Genomic DNA, 17152 nt, shown 5'->3' on the forward strand with positions numbered 1-17152 from the left:
GTGCACGGGAAAGACGGGAGGGGCTGCCGTGACCAGCGTGGATGCAGGCGTCTCCGTTCTGCGCCAGGAGTGGCTGCCGGCCGGTTACCGGTGCCGCTCGGCCACCACCGCCGATGCCGCCGCGCTCCACCACCTGGTCGCCGCGTACGAACGCGCGCTGCACGGCCGCCCTCTGACCGGCGCCGGGCAGCTCGCCGCCGAGCTGCCCGGGCCCGGTCCGCGGCCGGAGGCCGACGCCCTGCTCGTGCACGACGGCACGGGCGGGCCGGTCGGCTACTGCTGGGTGAAGGGTCGGCGGGCCGGGGTCGTCGTGCACCCCGGCCACCAGGGGCGGGGGCTCGGCGGCGGCCTGCTGGACTGGGCCGAGGCCCGGGCCCGGCAAGCGGGCAGCGACCGGCTCGCACTGACGGTCTCCGACGCCGATCGCGCCGCCATCGCTCTCCTGCGAGCCGGCGGGTACTCCCGGCTCGTCACCGAGTGGCTGCTGGAGATCGCGCTGCCGCACGAGCCGGACGTTCCCGAGCCGCCGGCGGGCATCACCGTACGGCCGTTCCGCCCCGGCGACGAACAGGCCGTGTACCGGCTCACCGAGGACGCGTTCGCCGAGTGGCAGCCGCGCCGGAAGACCTACGCCGAATGGGCCCGGCACAACGTCGAACGCCCCACGTTCCTGCCGGCCGCGTCACCGGTGGCCTTTGCCGGCGACCAGATGGTCGGGGCCGTGCTGTCGCTCGACGGCCCGGGCGACGGTGAGGGAGACGACGGAGGGCGCGCCGAAGGGTACGTCGAGCGGGTCGCGGTACGGCGTGACCATCGCGGCCGGGGCATCGCCCGCACCCTGCTGCACGAGGCCTTCCTCGCCTTCCACCGCCGAGGCAGGCCGGCCTGCACGCTGTGGACGCACTCCGGCACCGGCGCGCTCGCGCTCTACGAACGGATCGGCATGACGGTCCGGCACAGCTCCACCGTCCACTGCAAGGCACTCGTCACCGGCTGACCGGGGCGCCCTGCGCGCGGACATGGTGTGCCGCGTACGAACTCGCCGAGCAGACACTGATGTTGCCCGGTCAGTAGCGCAGGCGCCTGGCCCTGAGGAGCATGATCAGGCCCGACAGGGCGAACAGGGTGCCGAGGGCCGCGGGCCACAGATGGGCACCGGTCTCCGCGAGGGCGCCCTGCGTGCCCTGTGGTGGGGGCTGCGCGGCGGCAGGCGGGACGGATCCGGCGGCGGTGGGCCGGGCGGGGGCGGACTGCGTGGACCGGGTCGGCTCGGGCGACTGGGTCGACGGGGTGGGCGACGGGGTGGGCGGTGCCGAGTCGGTGGGGCGGTGCTGCTGGGCGGCGCGGTGCTGCGGGTGGTCGCGCTTCACCACGTGATCCTGTTGGGCGGGGTGGCTCGGCACGGTGGCGTGGTCCTGCTGGCCGGCGTGGGTCGGCCCGCTGGTGCGGTCCGGTGTGATCGTCGCGTCGGTCCTGGGTTCCGCGCTGGGCTGGGCGGCCGGGGGTGCGGGGGCCGGGGCGGAGGTGGCGGGGGCGCCGGGCTGCTCCGTCGTACCGTCTCCCGGGGCGGCCGTCGGGTCCGCGCCCGAACTCGCCGTGGGCGTCGCCGTCGTACCGGAGCCGTCGCCGTCGGGGCCGCAGGTGCGGCCGGAGTTGATGCAGTCGACCATCTCGCGCATCAGGGCGTCGTCGAAGACGTTGATGAAGTCGCCGTGGTCGGTGACGGGCTTGTGGAGTTGCTCGGGGAAGGAGTCGACCGCGAAGAGCGGAACCGTACGGCCGCCGTCCTTAAGGCTCGGCGCCCGGACGTCGTAGACGAGGCGCTGGACCAGTTGCGGAATGGCGCGGAAGCCCGCCGGGCAGGAGCCGTCAGGGGCGGTGAAGGCCACGTGGGTACGGTGGTTGGCGCTGTCGATGTTACGGCCGTCCCAGCAGCTCTGGAAGCGGAAGGTGCGTACGACGTCGCTGCCCGCCGGGCACAGCGGGTACTTGTCCTTCAGCTGCCGGTCCTCGTAACCGGTGCAGCTCCAGGACGCGTTGGCGTTGCCGGGCCCGTTGACGAAGGCCTTGGCGTCGCCGGTGATGATGCGCAGCAGGCGCGGCATGGCGGTGACCGTGCCTCGCGGGTTGCCCTCGAACGTCAGCGTGACCTGCCGGGGCGTGACGATCTGGCCCGCGTTGCCCTCCGTACCGCCGCCCGGGGATCCGGCGTCCCGCTCCTGCGTGCCGTTCTGCAGACGCAGCACCGGCCAGTAGTACGAGGACTTGTCGCCCTGGTCGGCACAGCTCGTGCCGGCTTTCGCCAGGTCGTCGTCGCTGGCGAAGGCGTTGTTGCCCTGGTTGCCGACGTAGTCGTGGAAGTGGTGGGCGCCGTTGGAGACGCCGGGGGCGACGATGACGTTGTCCGAGTTGAACAGGCCGTTGGCGTTGACACCGCAGTCGGAGGTGAAGCTGCCGCGGGAGGCGTCGGCCTGCCGGGGCGGGTTCGACGTGTCGGGCGGTACGGAGGTGATCTCCGCGTAGTCGGAGACGACGGGGCCGTTGCCGCCCTGGCCGGTGCCGTTCTGCTGGGCACTCTGGGTCGGGGTGGCCGTGTTGGCGGCGGAGCCGGTGGCGGTGGCCTGGTCGCCGTTGCCCACGCCGTCGCCGCCGGGGCGCAGTGTGCAGGCGGCCAGGGCGTCCAGGCCCTGCGGGCGCTCTCCGGCCCGGTCGAGGGCGTCGGATATCCGTCCGATGGCCGTCGCCCGCTTCTCCTTCAGCGGATTCATGATCGTGCCGTCGACGGATCCGGGATCCTGGCCGGCGGACTGCGCCGCCTGCTGGAGCTGCCGGTAGGCCGCCGCCGTCTGCCCGTCCAGCAGGGCGAGTTGACGGTCGACGTCGGGACGGGCCGGGTCGGGTACGGCCGTCAGCCGGCTGCCGACGTCGGGGCAGTCGATCGTCGCCATGCCCGCGGACAGGACGCGTCCGGTTCCGTTCGCGCCGGACCCGTCACCCCAGTTCTCGGTCGCCGAGGCATAGACGTTCGCCGCGACGAGGCCGCCTCCGCCCAGCATCAGAGCCACCGCTGCGAAGGTCGCGCGTCGTGCGCCGGTCGGGCGTCTGCGCCTGTTGCGTACCAAGGTCGTCCCCTGCGTGTCGTGTGCGCCGGTCGGGCATGGAGCTCCCCGGGCTCATACGGAGGGCGGCGTCGATGTGTTCAACAGAATCGCGAATTCACCGGGATCTCACAGGGAAACGCGGTTTTCACGTCTTCCCCCTCGAACATCATCGCGAACATCACAATTACGTATCGGACATTCCACACCTCAACCTTCACACGAGGTACACACGTTGGCTAGGTTGACGCGAGGCCGCCCGGTACTCGCAGGAGTCCGGACGTGACGGCCCAACTGCCCTGCGGGGCAAGGAAGGAGCGTGTCTTCCATGGCGCCGGAGAGCCGCGACGCGGGTGCCCAGCGGGACGAGGTTCGGCAGCGGATCGAGTCCCTCTACGACCGGGCCGAGTACGCGACCGGGAACTACAACGCGACCCGGGCCATGGCGTCGGTGTCACGCTCACGGGGCGTTCCGCCGACCGGCCGACCGGGTCGGCGGCCGGATCCCGCTCTGGACGAGGTCACCCGGCAGTGGTTCGACGCGGCACGCGCCAAACTCGGCCCGACCGTCCCCGCCGTCCTGCCCGCCGACCGGCTCCCCGACCGCCCGGCAGCGCCGAGGCGTTCCCGGGAACGGAGGGGCGGCGGCCTTCCGGACGGCACGCGGGGCGCTCTGGGTCCGGGCCCGTCCGCCCGACGACCCGAGGCGCTGGAGCGCGCCGTCGACCGCGTGGTGGCCGAGCTGACGGCCGGCCGGGCGACGGATCCGGAGAGCCTGGCCCTGGCCGCGCGCGAGAGCGGACACCTGGCGCTACCGGGCCCTCGCCGCCTCGAACTACCCAGCGCGGAACGGGATGTGACCGACTCGCTCCTCGAGCCCGCGGAGACGGCGGTCCTTCCGGTGGTGCCCGCTCCCGCGGAGACGACCGCCCTTCCGGTGCCCGCGCTGTCCGCCGCCCAGAGCGCCCCGCTTCAGGAACCGAGGACCCCTCCCGGCGCCACCGCGCCGAGCCGCCCCTCCCCCGCCACGTCCAAGGCGAACAACCAGCGCAAGCTCGCCGCCGCGAGCGACCTGATCTCCCGGCACGCCGCCCAACTCGTCACGTACGCCGCGACTGTTCAGCCCGCGCCCGTCACGGCTGCACCTCCCGCACCCGACGCGGCGGCCGTACCCCTCATGCCCGACACCGCCGTGTCACCCGCGCTCGGAACAGCCGTACCGCCTACGCCCGTCACGGCCGTCCCGCCCACGAACACGCAGCTCCCCTCGGACTCCCCGACCGGTCAGTGGGAGCAGCCGCAGTGGGCGGCACCCGCCGGGACGGTGACCGCGGCCCCGACCGCCACGGACACGTGGTCCGACCCCCTCGCCTCGGCCACCCTCGGCTCCGCCCCCATATCCTCCGTCACCTTCGACTCCGCTCCCGTGACCTCGATGCCCGACACCGCAGCCATGACCTCGGTGACCGACACCGGCCCCATGACCGCGGTGACCGACACCGGCTCGCTCGCCGCGGTCACCGGGTCGCCGGAGGCCGTGCGCGTCGCCAAGGCCGTCGCGTTCGCTCGGGCGCAGATCGGCAAGCCGTGTGTGTGGGGTGCGACCGGGCCGGACTCGTACGACTGCTCCAGCCTGACCCAGGCCGCCTGGAAGGCCGCCGGGGTCACCCTGCCGCGGGCCGCGCACCAGCAGGCGCTCGTCGGTGCCCCGGTCACCCTGGCCGGGATCGAGCCCGGTGATCTCGTCCTCTTCTTCGACGACGACCGGCATGTGGGGCTCCATGTCGGCGGCGGCATGATGGTGCACGCGCCGGGCCCGGGGTCGTCGATCCGCGAGGAGTCGATCTACGGCGCCGGGGAGGCGGCAATCCACCGGATCGTGCGGCCCGCCTGACCGGCCCGCGCACCGGGAGCGGAACCGGGGTCAGCCGCGGCGCCGGTGGGCCCGTCGGTTCTCGTAGTGGTCGAGCAGGGTCTCCTCCAACGGCCGGTAGGCGAGGCCGAGTTCACGGACGCTGCGGCTGTTGTCGACGCGGAAGCGGATGCCGAGGTGCCCCCGGATGTAGTCCTGGGTGAGGCCGAAGCGGGGGCCCAGGACGCGTACCGGCCAGTGCGGGAGCCTGGTGCGCGGCAGCCGGAGGTCGCGGGGGTGGCGGGCGAGGACGATGCGGGCCATCTCATGGAACGACGTCATGGTCTCGGCGGCCACGATGTAACGCCCCCGCGCCGCCGGGTTCTCGGCGGCGGCTATGTGCGCGTCGGCCACGTCGCGGACGTCCGCCGTGGTGAAGCTGAAGTCCGGGGCGCCGTAGCAGAAGTAGCCCTGGAACAGCTCGTCGAGCAGGAAGAGGCTGCCGGAGTCCGATGCGGGCGTGAACGAAGGGCCGAGGATCAACCCGGGGTTGACCGACACCATGCGCCAGCGGTCCTGCGCCGCCTCGGCCGCCCAGGCGGCGCGTTCCGCCAGCGTCTTGGCGTAGTGGTAGGGGTTGTTCGCGACCGTGCTCGTGGTGTTGAAGTACCGCTCGGACAGCACCTGGCCGTCCATCGCGAGCACATCGGCGTAGTCACCGAAGATCGCGCCCACGGTCGAGGTGAGGACGAGGGTCCGGACCTCCGGGGAACGCTCGATCGCCGCAAGCACATTGCCGGTACCCAGCAGCGCCGGGTCCACGACGTCCCGTCGTCCGTCCTTGATCCGCTCCGGCATCAGGAACGGCGAGGCCACGTGGAAGACGACCGCGCAGCCGCGGAACGCGGTGTCGAAGGTGCCGTCCGCCAGCAGGTCGGCCTCGAACAGCTCCAGCCGGCCCGGAAACGCCTCCTGGAGTTCCCACAGCGGCCGGACCTTGGGCGCGTCGGCCCTGTCCCGTACAGTGGCGTGGACCCGGTAGCCCCGGTCGAGCAGGCGGCGTACCAGATGGCTGCCGACGAAACCGCTGCCGCCCGTCACCGCCACGGCCGTCCCCGCGCGTCCGTCCACGCTCGCCCTCCCGCCCGACCGCCGCCGTCCAAGGACAGGGTCGGATACCGGCCGTCCGAGGGGAACACCCCCGGCCATAAGAAGTCGCTGGGTACCTCATAAGATCCCCTTATGAGGTCATAGACCAGACCCGCGTACCAACTTAGGTCTGCCTTAGTTTAGGCTTCCCGTTCGAGTCGCCCATTCAGACGCGAAGGGAACCTGATCATGCCGCGCCCCCTGCGGGTAGCCATCGTCGGAGCCGGCCCCGCCGGGATATACGCCGCCGACGCCCTGCTCAAGTCCGAGGTGGCCGCCGACCCCGGTGTGTCCATCGACCTCTTCGAGCGGATGCCCGCCCCGTTCGGCCTGATCCGGTACGGCGTCGCACCCGACCACCCGCGCATCAAGGGCATCATCACCGCCCTCCACCAGGTGCTCGACAAGCCGCAGATCCGGCTCTTCGGCAACGTCGACTACCCGACCGACATCAGCCTGGACGATCTGCGCGCCTTCTACGACGCGGTGATCTTCTCCACCGGCGCGATGGCCGACCGCGAGATGTCGATCCCCGGTATCGAGCTGGACGGCTCCTACGGCGCCGCCGACTTCGTCTCCTGGTACGACGGCCACCCGGACGTACCGCGCACCTGGCCGCTGGAGGCCGAGAAGGTCGCCGTCCTCGGCGTCGGCAACGTCGCGCTGGACGTGGCCCGCATCCTCGCCAAGACCGCGGACGAGCTGCTGCCGACCGAGATCCCGCCGAACGTCTACGACGGCCTGAAGGCCAACAAGGCCGTGGAGATCCACGTCTTCGGCCGCCGTGGCCCCGCCCAGGCGAAGTTCAGCCCGATGGAGCTGCGCGAGCTGGACCACTCGCCGAACATCGAGGTCATCGTCGACCCGGAGGACATCGACTACGACGAGGGCTCGATCGAGACCCGGCGCGGCAACAAGCAGGCCGACATGGTCGCCAAGACCCTGGAGAACTGGGCCATCCGCGATGTCGGCGACCGGCCGCACAAGTTGTTCCTGCACTTCTTCGAGTCCCCCGCGGAGATCCTCGGCGAGGACGGCGAGGTCGTCGGCCTGCGCACCGAGCGCACCGCCCTCGACGGCACCGGCAACGTCAAGGGCACCGGCGAGTTCAAGGACTGGGACGTCACCGCCGTCTACCGCGCCGTCGGCTACCTCTCCGAGAAGCTGCCCAAGCTGCCCTGGGACATCGGCTCGGGCACCATCCCGGACGAGGGCGGCCGGGTCATCGAGGAGGGCGGCACCCCGCTGCAGTCCACGTACGTCACCGGCTGGATCCGGCGCGGCCCGGTCGGTCTGATCGGCCACACCAAGGGCGACGCCAACGAGACCGTCGCCAACCTGCTGGACGACCACGCCAACGGCCGTCTGCACACCCCGGCCTCGCCCGAGCCGGAGGCCGTCGACGCCTTCCTCGCCGAGCGCGAGATCCGCTTCACCACCTGGGAGGGCTGGTACAAGCTGGACGCCGCCGAGCGTGCGCTGGGCGAGCCGCAGGGCCGTGAGCGCGTGAAGCTCGTCGAGCGCGAGGACATGCTGCGGGAGAGCGGGGCGTAAGTCCCGGATCCCCTGGGGCTCCGAGGGGGCCGGCGCCACTCGCGCCGGCCCCCTTGCCGCGTCCACCCCGGCGTTCAGTCCTCGGCGGCTCGCGCGAACAGTCCGTGCACCCTTCCGCGGCCCGCGTGAACAGCTCGTGCAGCAGCACCGGCGGCAGCGGCAGCGGCAGCGGCAGCGGCACGAACAGTCCGTGCACGCCGCCTGTGCCCGTCGGCGAGGCCGGATGGGTGGCCGACTTCCGACTCTCCAGCGGTAGATGGGGCGCCTTCATGGTCTCCCCGGTGTTGCGTATGAAGACGGTGCGGTCGGCGCGGGCCCGCCTACCGGTCTCGACCGCGCCCACGGCCACCAGCTCCGCCCGCGCCGCCTTGTGCCGGGCGGCCGTCCAGCCGTTCCAGCGGCGGACGTCGCGGTCCGGGGGCCGGGCGAGCGCCCGCAGCAGGAGGTGGAGCGCCGTCGCGTCCCTGGCGACGCCGAGCCGGCGCGCGGTGGCGGCGACAGGGTCGGGCACGCTGAGCGCGGGATCGGCTTCGTAGCCGCCGACGGGCACGGAGGGGGGCGCGGCAGCGCGGTCGGCCATCCGGGACACCCCTGCCAGCACCGCCAGCACCGCTCGCGGCTTCTCCGGACCCGGCCGGAGCCAGGGCACGCATATGTCTCCCGACGGCACAGCCAGGACGAACACCCCGTCGTCCGCCGCCGTGGCCACCTCGGTAACGCTGTCGTGAAACGGCTCCGAGCGGGGCAGCACCGTGCCCGCGTATGGCCGGAACACCGGGTAGAACCGGTGGCCGTCGTGTTCGGGCCTGTGGACAACTCCGGTGGCCCGGGACCCGTCGGCGTTACGAAGCAGTTCGGCGCGGCGCGAGTTCGCGGCCGCCGGCCACGGCCAGGACCACGGTCAGCAGGGCCAGCGCGGCTGTCTGGACGAGACTGCCGCCGACATACGGGGCGGCCCCTGGCACCCGGAGCCACGGGTAGAGGGCGGCGACGCGCGCGGCCAGGAGGAGCAGGCCGAGCGCTGCCAGGGCGAGGGCGCCGCCGGGCACGACACGGTCCGTGCGCCGGACGCGCCACAGCAGCCAGCCGAGGGCGCCGACGACGAAGCAGTTGGCAGGCCCCCACACCAGGTCGGAGACGGCGGGCAGCAGCACCAGGGACGCTCCCGTCACCACACACGTCGCCATGAAGACCAGGCCGGGGGTGCCGAAGGGCAACCGGGCCGGGGGCGCGTCGCGATGGTGGGCGGCGCACAGCGCAAGGGCCGGCAGCCAGGCGAGGAGGGCCAGCGTCGCGACGAACGCGGGCTCCGGGAGGGGCGTCACGTCCGTCACCGAGCGCAGCAGCGGCCACAGGCTGGGCAGCGCGGCCGCCAGGACACCGATCCGGGCGAGGCGACGACGGTCGTGCAGGAGGGCGAAATAGGCGACCGTCCAGCCCAGCGGCAGGATCCACTGGGCCACGGCGACGGCTCCGGCGAGCGGGCCGCGGTCGGTGAACCCCGAGAGGAACCACCGCCGTTCCACACCGCCCCGCGTGAACGACCAGGTCAGCTGGAGGATCGGCTCGACGACCGCGGAAGCCGCGAGGAGCAGGACGGCGGCCAGCGCGAAGAGCCGGGCGACCGAGCCGAGGACGACGTAGGGGCGGGGCGCCCCGGCGGCGCCGAGGCGGCTGCGCACCGCCAGCGCGGCGATGCTCGCCACCTCGCCGAGCGCCGGCCGGCTCTGGTCCAGTGTGTCGCGGTCGAGATCCTCCAGGTACGTCTCGACCATCTCCTCCTCCCGTTCGCGCCGGTAATAGGCGGGGAGCAGGCGCAGAACGGTGCGGTAGCGGGACTCCAGCAGCGTGGTCATGCGTAGCCTCCCGCGAGTCCGGGTGCGGTGGGGGGTTCGAGCCCGGCCGGGCTCCCGGTGGCCGGGCGGGCGGTGGCCTGGCGGCCCTCGGCGATGCGCCGTTTGGCGGCTCCGGCGCCGGCGGCCATCCGCTCGGCCTCCGCGTCGAGGGCCGTCGCTCCGTCGTCGGTGAGCCGGTAGTAGCGCCGCAGCCTGCCCTGCTGGACCTCTTCCCGGTCCAGCACGATCAGACCGTCCGCGGCGAGCCGGTCCAGCACTCCGTACAGCGTGCCGACCCGCAACTGCACCTCACCGTCGGACAGTTCCTCGACCTCGCGCAGGATGCCGTATCCGTGCCGAGGCTGGTCGGCGAGCGCCGTGAGGACGAAGAAGGCCGCCCGGGTCATGCTCTTCGCTGTCATGCGGCCAGGATATATCGTCCACCGATATATATCGAGCGGCGGACGCGCACGTACGCGTGCCCTGATCGCGCCTCCACGCCCGTGCCGGGTGAACGGGGTCCGCCCCTGAGCGGATGGGCGGGCGGACCCCGTTCGCCGGACCATTGTGGGGGCCTCACATGGGCACGACCACGTGTGAACGGCGGCCGCCCGACGCGCATCCCGCGCGCCCCGGGTGCAAGGTGCGCGCCCTGTGCGCGGGAGCGCAAGGGCGCCGCAACGCGCCGACTCCTCGCCCCGCACTACGTGTCGCCCGGCCGAGCGGTGATACTGGAAGGCACACCCGTCTCCATCAGCAGATTGGCCCATGTCGAACTCCGCCACCGACCGCGCCGCCTTCCCGCAGACCCTCTGGGCGGCCCGCGGCCGTCACACCGGTCCTGCCCCCGAGGAGGTCGTCCGCCGCACCCTGCGCCGGCACAAGGAGAGCGGCGACATCGACGACTTCGCCGAACCTCCCGTGTCCGAGGACGCGGCCCCGCGGGTCTTCGAGGCGCGCTGGCGGGCCGGCGGCACGGTCACCGTGCGGGCCCGGCTCACCCTCGTACCGAGCGAGGGCCGGCGGCCGGGGCGCGAATGGCGGCTCGCCGCCGAGGCGGAGCGTCCCTGGGACGAGACCTGGCCCTCGCCCGCGACGCTGTTCTGGCCCGAGGGCGGCACCGGTGACGACGGCTCCTGGGACCATCACGCCACGGTCGCGGGGCTGCGTTTCCGGCAGGTCAACGCGCTGCCCGCGGACGACAAGGAGATGCGGCGCCGGCTGCGGGACGCGGCGCGCGAGGCGTGGTGCGTGAACGTCGTCGTGCACGAGGCGATGACCCCGGACGAGCCGGGCCGGCTGCCGCTGGCCCGGCTGCTGCCGCCGGGGCTCAGACACCGCGTGGTGGAGCACCGAGCCGCGCCGCACCAGTTCCGTGCCGTCAACTGGGCACTGAAGGATCTCGGTTGCGAGGTGCCGCGCGGCGGCGCGGTGCTGCTGCCTCCGGACCCGGCTCCGAAGGGCTACGACGTCCGGGAGCACAGCATCCGCAGCGTCTTCCTGGACGGTTCCGAGCCGGCCGAACTCTTCGCCGCCCTGCGCCACTTCGTCGCTCTGCCCCGCCCGCTGCCGCGGCAGGTCGAGGAGGCGCTGACCGATCTGCGGGACAACTGGACGCTGATGACCCTCCAGGAGGAGTTGGAGGGTGAGCGGCGGCGCGTCGCCATGTACGAAGAGGCGCTGGAGGCGATGACCCGGTCCCGGGACCTGTACAAGGAGGCCGCCGAGCAGGCCCTGGAGGCGCTTGCCGCCTACCGTGACGTCCCGGCGCCCCCACCCGCCCTGCCGCAGCAGCGGCCCGAGTCACGGACACCGGGTGCGCTGCAGCAGCTGACCCGGACGTTCGAACGGCTGAGGTTCAAGGGCCAGCGTCAGTCGACAGTGGCACAGGCACCCACACCGGCACCGGAACCGCAGCACCCTGCCGAGTCCTCGGCGAACGGCGCACCGGACCCGGACCGGTCGTCGTAGCGTCATGGATTCCACCACGACCCTGCTGGTGATCGCGGCTGTGGTCGCGGCGGTGCTGCTCGCCGTCGCCCTCCTCCTGCTGGTACGGCTGGTGCGCACCCGGCGCATACTGCGGCGGGCCGGGCTACCGACGGGCCCGCGCTGGGTGTTCTGGGGCGCGGTCGCCTATCTGCTGCTCCCGACGGACCTGCTGCCCGACCCCGTCTACCTGGACGACATCGCGGTCCTGCTGCTCGCGCTGCGCAGTCTGCGCGCCGCCCGCCCGCTGCCGCCCGGCCCGACCGCGCCCTGAGCGGATGCCGTACGCCTCACCATGGGGCGATGGGCAAGTCGACGTCATGCGCGCGTTCAGCGTGGCCGCCTGGGCGTTCCGGCGCGGTGCCGAGCGGATCGTCTTCGCCGGTACGCGGCGCGGGGCCCTGGAGCTGAAGGGCCGCCACCCGGACTGGCTCGCCTTCCAGGACGGCGCGCCGGTGCCCGGGTTCGATCTGGCCAACTCCCCCGCCCGGCTGCGTTCGCTGGATGTGCGGGGCCGTAGGGTCGTACAGAAGACCCCCGCCGGTACGACCGGAGCGCCGGCCGTGGCGCACGCGAGGCTGGTGTTGTGCGCGAGTTTCGTGGTGGCCGACGCCGACCCGGGACCGTACCGCGACAGGGCCCGGCGCTCGGATGCCGCCGCGCGGCTCGCGGACGGCGTGCGGCGCGGGTGGGGCGGTGTCCAGCCCGGGGATGTGACGATGTGCCGGGAGGCGGACACCTTCCCGTTCGCGATGGCGGCCGCCCGGGAGGACGGCCGCCTGGTGCTGCGGGCGGTGGACGCCGGGAGCGCGGGGCCGGACCGTGCGGAGGCGGCGCGCCCGGTCGGCAGAGTCAGCCCGCGGCCCCACGGCGGGCGTTGCCCGGGCGCAGGGCGCCCAGCAGCACCGCCAGGGCCGCGAGCGCGGCCACCCCGGCCGCTGTGACCGCGAGCCAGGACGGGGCCAGGGTCGCGTCCCACAGGCGGGGCGCGTCCGGCAGGCCGAACCGCCCGCCGAGCAGTTCGCCGGCGGCGAGCGCCGCCGTGACACCGAACGCGGCGGTCGCCGCGACGAGCCGCGCCGCCGCCGCGCGGTTGGGCAGCGCGAGAGCCATGAGCACCCACAGGACCGTGACGACAACGCTGGCCACGAGGATGCCGGTGGACAGTCCGGCCCAGCGGTGCGGCGCGTGGGCCGCTCCGCACAGCAGGACCAGCAGCGCCGCGCCACGGGCGCCCCGGAGGCGAGCCGCGGACTTCCGGCCGTCCTGATCCCGGTCCTTGGCGGGGCGAGCCTTCATCAGCCCGTCCTCCGCGCTCCGGCACATCGTCGGCCGCTGCTTCGCGGATCGGTCCGTCGCGGATCCGTCCGTAGTGGATCCGTCCTCTGCAGGTCGGTTCCTCGCGGTTCGTTCCATCGCCGGCCGCTCCGTCGCGGATGGGCTCCTCCCGGATCCCTCCTTCGCGGATCCCTCCTTCGCGGGTGGGTCCGCCGCGGGCCGGTCCCCTGCGGGCCGGTCCTCCGTAGGTCGATCCTCGGCGGACCGGTCCTCCGTGCCCAGATCCGCCACGGGCCGGCCCTCCGCGACCCGATCCTCCACGGGCCGGGGTTCCGCGACCTGATCCTCCACGGGCCGGGCTTTCTGGCTGGCGGTCGCTGCGGCCCAGGCGTCGAACGCGGACACGGTTACGGCGCTCACCGGAACGCCGCTCTGCGGGAGGGCGTTCAGCAGGTCGGTGGGCGACGGGTCGGCGGACGGCGGCCCGGACAGCGGGGTCTCGCGCACGGCGCGGTCCGCGGCCAGCCGGCCGATCAGCTCGGCGAGTTCCTCCACGGGCCGGCTGACGGCCACGGCCCGCACCGCGGCCTGCCCGCAGTAGGGGCCCATGGACGTGCGGTGCAGCAGCTGCATCAGCCGGCTCACGTCGTCCAGCGGGCGGCGCTCGGCGGCGGCCCGGATCGCCTCGTCGGCGCTGGCGGTGTCCCGGGGCGCCTCGGTCAGGAGGGTGACGAGACGGGCCAGGTCCTCCACCGACCGGTCGACCCCGACCGCGCGCAATGCGTCGGTCGTGGTCCGGGCGTGCTCGGGGGAGCCTTCCAGCAACGTGATGAGCCGGACGACGTCCTCGACCGGGCGGTTGGCGACGGCCGCCTGGACCAGGCCGGGCAGCGGGTCGCCGTACGGGAGACCGTCGTCCGCCAGGACGCCGTCGGGCGGGACGTCGCCCAGCGGAGCGTCGTGGCCCGGGTCGGCGTCGGATACCGCCTGAAGGACCTCGTCGGGGGCGAGCGGGAGCTCGGGGATCGCAGCCGGGCCCGCTTGCGGAGCTGCCAGGCTCTCGTAGGGAGCCTCGGGGAACGACTTCACCGGGAGTGCCGGCCGCATGAGGAGCTGGGGGTACAAGCTGGGGACACCGGTGGGGCCCGGATCGGAGGTTATGAAGGCGTCGTCGGGACGGGGGGTGGGAGATCGCGTGGTCATCTCGCCTCCAGTCGAACGGTGCGGCCGCGTCTGGCCCCTGCCTTCGGTCGCGACATCACGCACCATTACGCGGCATTACGCACCATTACTAGGAGCGGGCCGGTGGACCCGCCACTCGGGTGGGGCAGCGGTGTGAGGCGTCCGGGTGACCCCGCGTACCGGTGGCGAGTGCCGCGGCCGAGCGGCACGGGCCCGCTCCGCGCGGACCTCGCGGACAGGCCGTCCCGGCTCCGTGCGGACCCGTCGCGGATAGGCCATGGGGGTGGTGGAGTCGTGGTGGTGTGATGGTCGTGCGGTGGTGCCGACCCGACGGCCCACACCTCCCGCAGCCGATGCCCGCTCCCGCCACAGATCCCCACACCCCCTCACCCCACCGATCCGAACGCACACCCACCCCACCGCCCCCACACACCCTCACCCCACCCATCCGAACGAGTCTTCCGATACGGCTCCGACCCCGGCCTTCCGACCCGGACGGGGCTATCCCGGATTCCTGGCCCCCTCCCAGGTGCGTCGCACGGTCTTTCTGGCGCATTCTTGCTGTGTCATCCACCCGGAGCGCACGGGACGAGGTAGGGGCGATGACTGGGAGCGGTGGGGAGCAGCTGGCCCGTACGCGGGCCCGACTCGCCGCGCTGCTGACGGACACCTCGACCGGTGCGCTCGGTGCAGCCGGCGGCCGGGTGGCCGGGGTGTATCTGCGGTCCGGCACTCCGGGCCTGCTGCGCCTCGCGGTGCTCGCGGGGCTGCCCGGCCGGCTGTTCCGGCCCTGGTGGCGGCTGCATGTCGGCCGGCCCTTCCCCGTCGCCGACGCCTACCGCCTCGGCGTACAGGTGGTGCTGGCGAACGCCGCCGAGACGGTGCGCCGGTATCCGCAGTTCGCGGCGGGCCTGCCCTTCCCGTTCGGGTCGGTGCACGTGCCGGTGCCGGGCGGCAGCGAGCCGCTGGGGGTGCTCACGGTGCTGCGCCCGGCGGTGGCCGACTCGGTGGACGAGCTGCTGGACCTGGAGCTGCTCGCCCGGCTGGCCGAGGGACTGGGTGCCGAGCTGCTCGGGCTCGCCGACGGGGACGCGAGTGCCGTCGTCTGGGACGGCGAGCCGCTGTGTGTGCGGCCGCCCGTCAGCCGGCCCGGGCGGGCCGTCGTGGCGCGGTTCGGCTGGGATCCCGCGACCGGTGCGGTCAGCGCGGACGACCGGCTGCACGCCCTCCTCGGCCTGTACCCGGGTGACTTCCCGGGGACGGACACCGCGCTCACCGACGCTTTCGCGCCGGACGACGCGGACCGGATCCGCACCGCGCTGCGCGACACCGCCGCCGGGAAGCCGCCCGCCGCGCCGTTGACCGTACGGGGTCGGGACGGCGCGCCGCGGCTGCTGGACCTGTGGCCGGCCACGGAGGACGGGGCCGGGGAGCGGGTCGGCGGCGTGGTGTTCGACCCGGGTCCCGCCGCCTGCGCGGACGGCGCGGCCGACCTGCTGCCGCAGGGCGTGTTCTGCCTGGACCGGCTGGGGCTGGTCGTGTACGTCAACGAGGCCGCCGCCCGCCTCGCCGGCCGGGAGCGGGAGTCGCTGCTCGGGCGGCCGCTGTGGGAGGCGATGCCGTGGCTGACCGGGTCGCGGTGCGACGACCATCTGCGCGGTGCCCTGCTGGCCCCGGAGCCGGTGCACTTCCATGTGCGCCGGCCGGCCCGCGACCACGAGGAGCCCGGCACGGGCGAATGGCTCGCGGTGTCGGTGCATCCCGGTGAGGACCTGCTGACCTGCACGCTCGTCCCGGCCAGCCGGATGGACACGCCGGTCGAGCCGATCGTGGAGGAGCATGTCCCGGAGGACACGGTGCCGGGCGGCCACTCGATGGAGCCGCTGTACCGGCCGATCGCCCTGGCGATCGCGCTGACGGACGCGGTGACCGCCCGGCAGGTCTCGTCGGTGGTCATGCAGGAGCTGCTGCCCGCGTTCGGCGGCCGGCGCCTGGCCATCTATCTGCTGCAGGACCGGCATCTGTATCTCGCCTGGGAGACCGGCTTCCCACAGGGGTTCCTCGCCCCGTTCGAGGGGGTCGGTCTCGATGCCCGGCTGCCGGGCGTGGAGTGCCTGACCACGGGGCGGCCGCTGTTCTTCGAGTCGATGCAGCAGCTGCCGGCCGCCTATCCGGGCATCCCGCTGGACGCCGACGAGGGCGCCCGTGCCTTCCTGCCGCTGATCGCCTCCGGGCGGCCGGTCGGCTCGTGCATCCTCGGCTTCGACCGCCCGCGCGGCTTCAGCACCGAGGAACGTACGGTCCTCACCGCGCTCGCCGGGCTGATCGCGCACGCCATGGAGCGGGCGCGGCGCTACGACAGCGAGTCGGCGCTCGCCCGCGGCCTGCAGCAGGCGCTGCTGCCCCGCCGGCTGTCGACGCATCCGATGGTGGAGACCGCGGGCCGGTATCTGCCGGGCACACAGGGCATGGACGTGGGCGGCGACTGGTACGACGTGGTGGAGGCGGGTGACGGACTGGCTCTGGTGATCGGTGATGTGCAGGGGCACGGGGTGCAGGCGGCGGCCACGATGGGGCAGCTGCGCAGTGCGGTGCGCGCGTTCGCGCTGGGCGACCGGCCGCCCGACGAGGTGATGAGCGGCACCAACCATCTGCTGATCGACCTCGACCCCGGTCAGTTCGCCAGCTGCTGCTATCTGCGGCTGGACCCGGCGACCGGCCGGGCCCGGATCGCCCGGGCGGGGCATCCGCCGCCGCTGCTGCGCTGCCCCGACGGGCGGACCCGGGTGGTGGACGTCCCGGGCGGTGTCGTCCTCGGGGTGGATCCGCAGGCCCGGTATCCGGTGGCCGAGCTGCTGCTGGAGCCGGACGCGATTCTCGCCCTGTACACGGACGGGCTGGTGGAGAAGCCGGGCGCGGACATCGACGACGGCATCTCCGCGCTGCGGCTGGCGCTCGCCAGGGCCGGGGCGGCGGCCGGGCGGCGGGGCGGGCGGTCGCTGGCCGGGGTGGCCGACCGGCTCACGGCCGGTGCCCGGCACGCCGCCGACCGCCCCGACGACGTGGCGCTGCTGCTGGCCGCCCGCCGCTCGACCGCCGTGCGCCACCGGTGACCGGATCGCGTCGCTCCGATCGGCGACCGACACCTCCGTCGACGGTCTCGCCGGAGCGGGCCGGGCAGTGTAGACATGGGCACATGGTGCGACTGCCCGGCC

The 17152-nt window shown here is 73.8% G+C and carries 11 protein-coding genes and 1 pseudogene; 7 read left to right on the forward strand and 5 right to left on the reverse strand.

Annotated elements, in window-relative coordinates; all coding sequences use genetic code 11:
• Window positions 1-28 precede the first annotated feature (28 nt).
• Window positions 29-997: a GNAT family N-acetyltransferase gene (locus tag AB5L52_RS03215; RefSeq protein ID WP_369362558.1), complete on the forward strand. Its 969-nt coding sequence runs from the start codon at window positions 29-31 to the stop codon at window positions 995-997.
• A 70-nt stretch (window positions 998-1067) separates the two neighbouring features.
• Here the strand turns inward: AB5L52_RS03215 and AB5L52_RS03220 are convergent, their stop codons facing one another.
• Window positions 1068-3056, reverse strand: a complete 1989-nt coding sequence (locus AB5L52_RS03220) for a DUF1996 domain-containing protein (protein ID WP_369368801.1) — start codon at window positions 3054-3056, stop codon at window positions 1068-1070.
• A gap of 370 nt (window positions 3057-3426) precedes the next feature.
• Here AB5L52_RS03220 and AB5L52_RS03225 point away from each other — a divergent pair, with 370 nt between their 5' ends.
• Window positions 3427-4992, forward strand: a complete 1566-nt coding sequence (locus AB5L52_RS03225) for an NlpC/P60 family protein (RefSeq protein WP_369362559.1) — start codon at window positions 3427-3429, stop codon at window positions 4990-4992.
• Window positions 4993-5022: 30 nt separating this feature from the next.
• On the opposite strand, the gene AB5L52_RS03230 is transcribed toward AB5L52_RS03225, so the two are convergent.
• Window positions 5023-6081: an NAD-dependent epimerase/dehydratase family protein gene (locus tag AB5L52_RS03230; RefSeq protein ID WP_351032348.1), complete on the reverse strand. Its 1059-nt coding sequence runs from the start codon at window positions 6079-6081 to the stop codon at window positions 5023-5025.
• Window positions 6082-6288: 207 nt separating this feature from the next.
• Between AB5L52_RS03230 and AB5L52_RS03235 the strand changes: the two genes are divergently transcribed.
• Window positions 6289-7653 carry an FAD-dependent oxidoreductase gene (locus tag AB5L52_RS03235; protein ID WP_369362560.1) on the forward strand — a complete coding sequence of 455 codons (1365 nt, stop codon included), beginning with the start codon at window positions 6289-6291 and terminating at the stop codon, window positions 7651-7653.
• Window positions 7654-8495: 842 nt separating this feature from the next.
• On the opposite strand, the gene AB5L52_RS03240 is transcribed toward AB5L52_RS03235, so the two are convergent.
• Together AB5L52_RS03240 and AB5L52_RS03245 are read right to left on the reverse strand one after the other, a co-directional pair.
• Complete coding sequence (locus AB5L52_RS03240) at window positions 8496-9509, reverse strand: hypothetical protein (RefSeq protein WP_351576712.1); 1014 nt, start codon at window positions 9507-9509, stop codon at window positions 8496-8498.
• Window positions 9506-9895 carry a PadR family transcriptional regulator gene (locus AB5L52_RS03245; protein WP_351032390.1) on the reverse strand — a complete coding sequence of 130 codons (390 nt, stop codon included), beginning with the start codon at window positions 9893-9895 and terminating at the stop codon, window positions 9506-9508. Before AB5L52_RS03245 ends, AB5L52_RS03240 begins: the two co-directional genes overlap by 4 nt.
• 361 nt (window positions 9896-10256) lie before the next feature.
• On the opposite strand from AB5L52_RS03245, the gene AB5L52_RS03250 reads away from it, so the two are divergent.
• The 3 genes and pseudogenes from AB5L52_RS03250 to AB5L52_RS03260 form a co-directional block, all read left to right on the forward strand.
• A complete protein-coding gene (locus tag AB5L52_RS03250) occupies window positions 10257-11459 on the forward strand; it encodes a hypothetical protein (protein ID WP_369362561.1) in 1203 nt (400 codons plus the stop codon).
• A 4-nt stretch (window positions 11460-11463) separates the two neighbouring features.
• The gene (locus AB5L52_RS03255) at window positions 11464-11751 is read left to right on the forward strand and encodes a DUF1232 domain-containing protein (RefSeq protein WP_369362562.1); all 288 of its coding nucleotides are present in this window, start codon (window positions 11464-11466) and stop codon (window positions 11749-11751) included.
• A gap of 4 nt (window positions 11752-11755) precedes the next feature.
• A pseudogene (locus AB5L52_RS03260) lies at window positions 11756-12268 on the forward strand (2-phosphosulfolactate phosphatase); the annotation flags it as partial.
• Window positions 12269-12329: 61 nt separating this feature from the next.
• On the opposite strand, the gene AB5L52_RS03265 reads toward AB5L52_RS03260, so the two are convergent.
• Window positions 12330-13958, reverse strand: coding sequence for a hypothetical protein (locus tag AB5L52_RS03265; RefSeq protein WP_369362563.1), 1629 nt, complete (start codon window positions 13956-13958; stop codon window positions 12330-12332).
• Window positions 13959-14539: 581 nt separating this feature from the next.
• On the opposite strand from AB5L52_RS03265, the gene AB5L52_RS03270 reads away from it, so the two are divergent.
• Window positions 14540-17050: a SpoIIE family protein phosphatase gene (locus AB5L52_RS03270; protein ID WP_369362564.1), complete on the forward strand. Its 2511-nt coding sequence runs from the start codon at window positions 14540-14542 to the stop codon at window positions 17048-17050.
• Window positions 17051-17152: the final 102 nt, after the last annotated feature.

It is taken from the genome of Streptomyces sp. CG4, from assembly GCF_041080655.1.
Classification (GTDB): domain Bacteria; phylum Actinomycetota; class Actinomycetes; order Streptomycetales; family Streptomycetaceae; genus Streptomyces.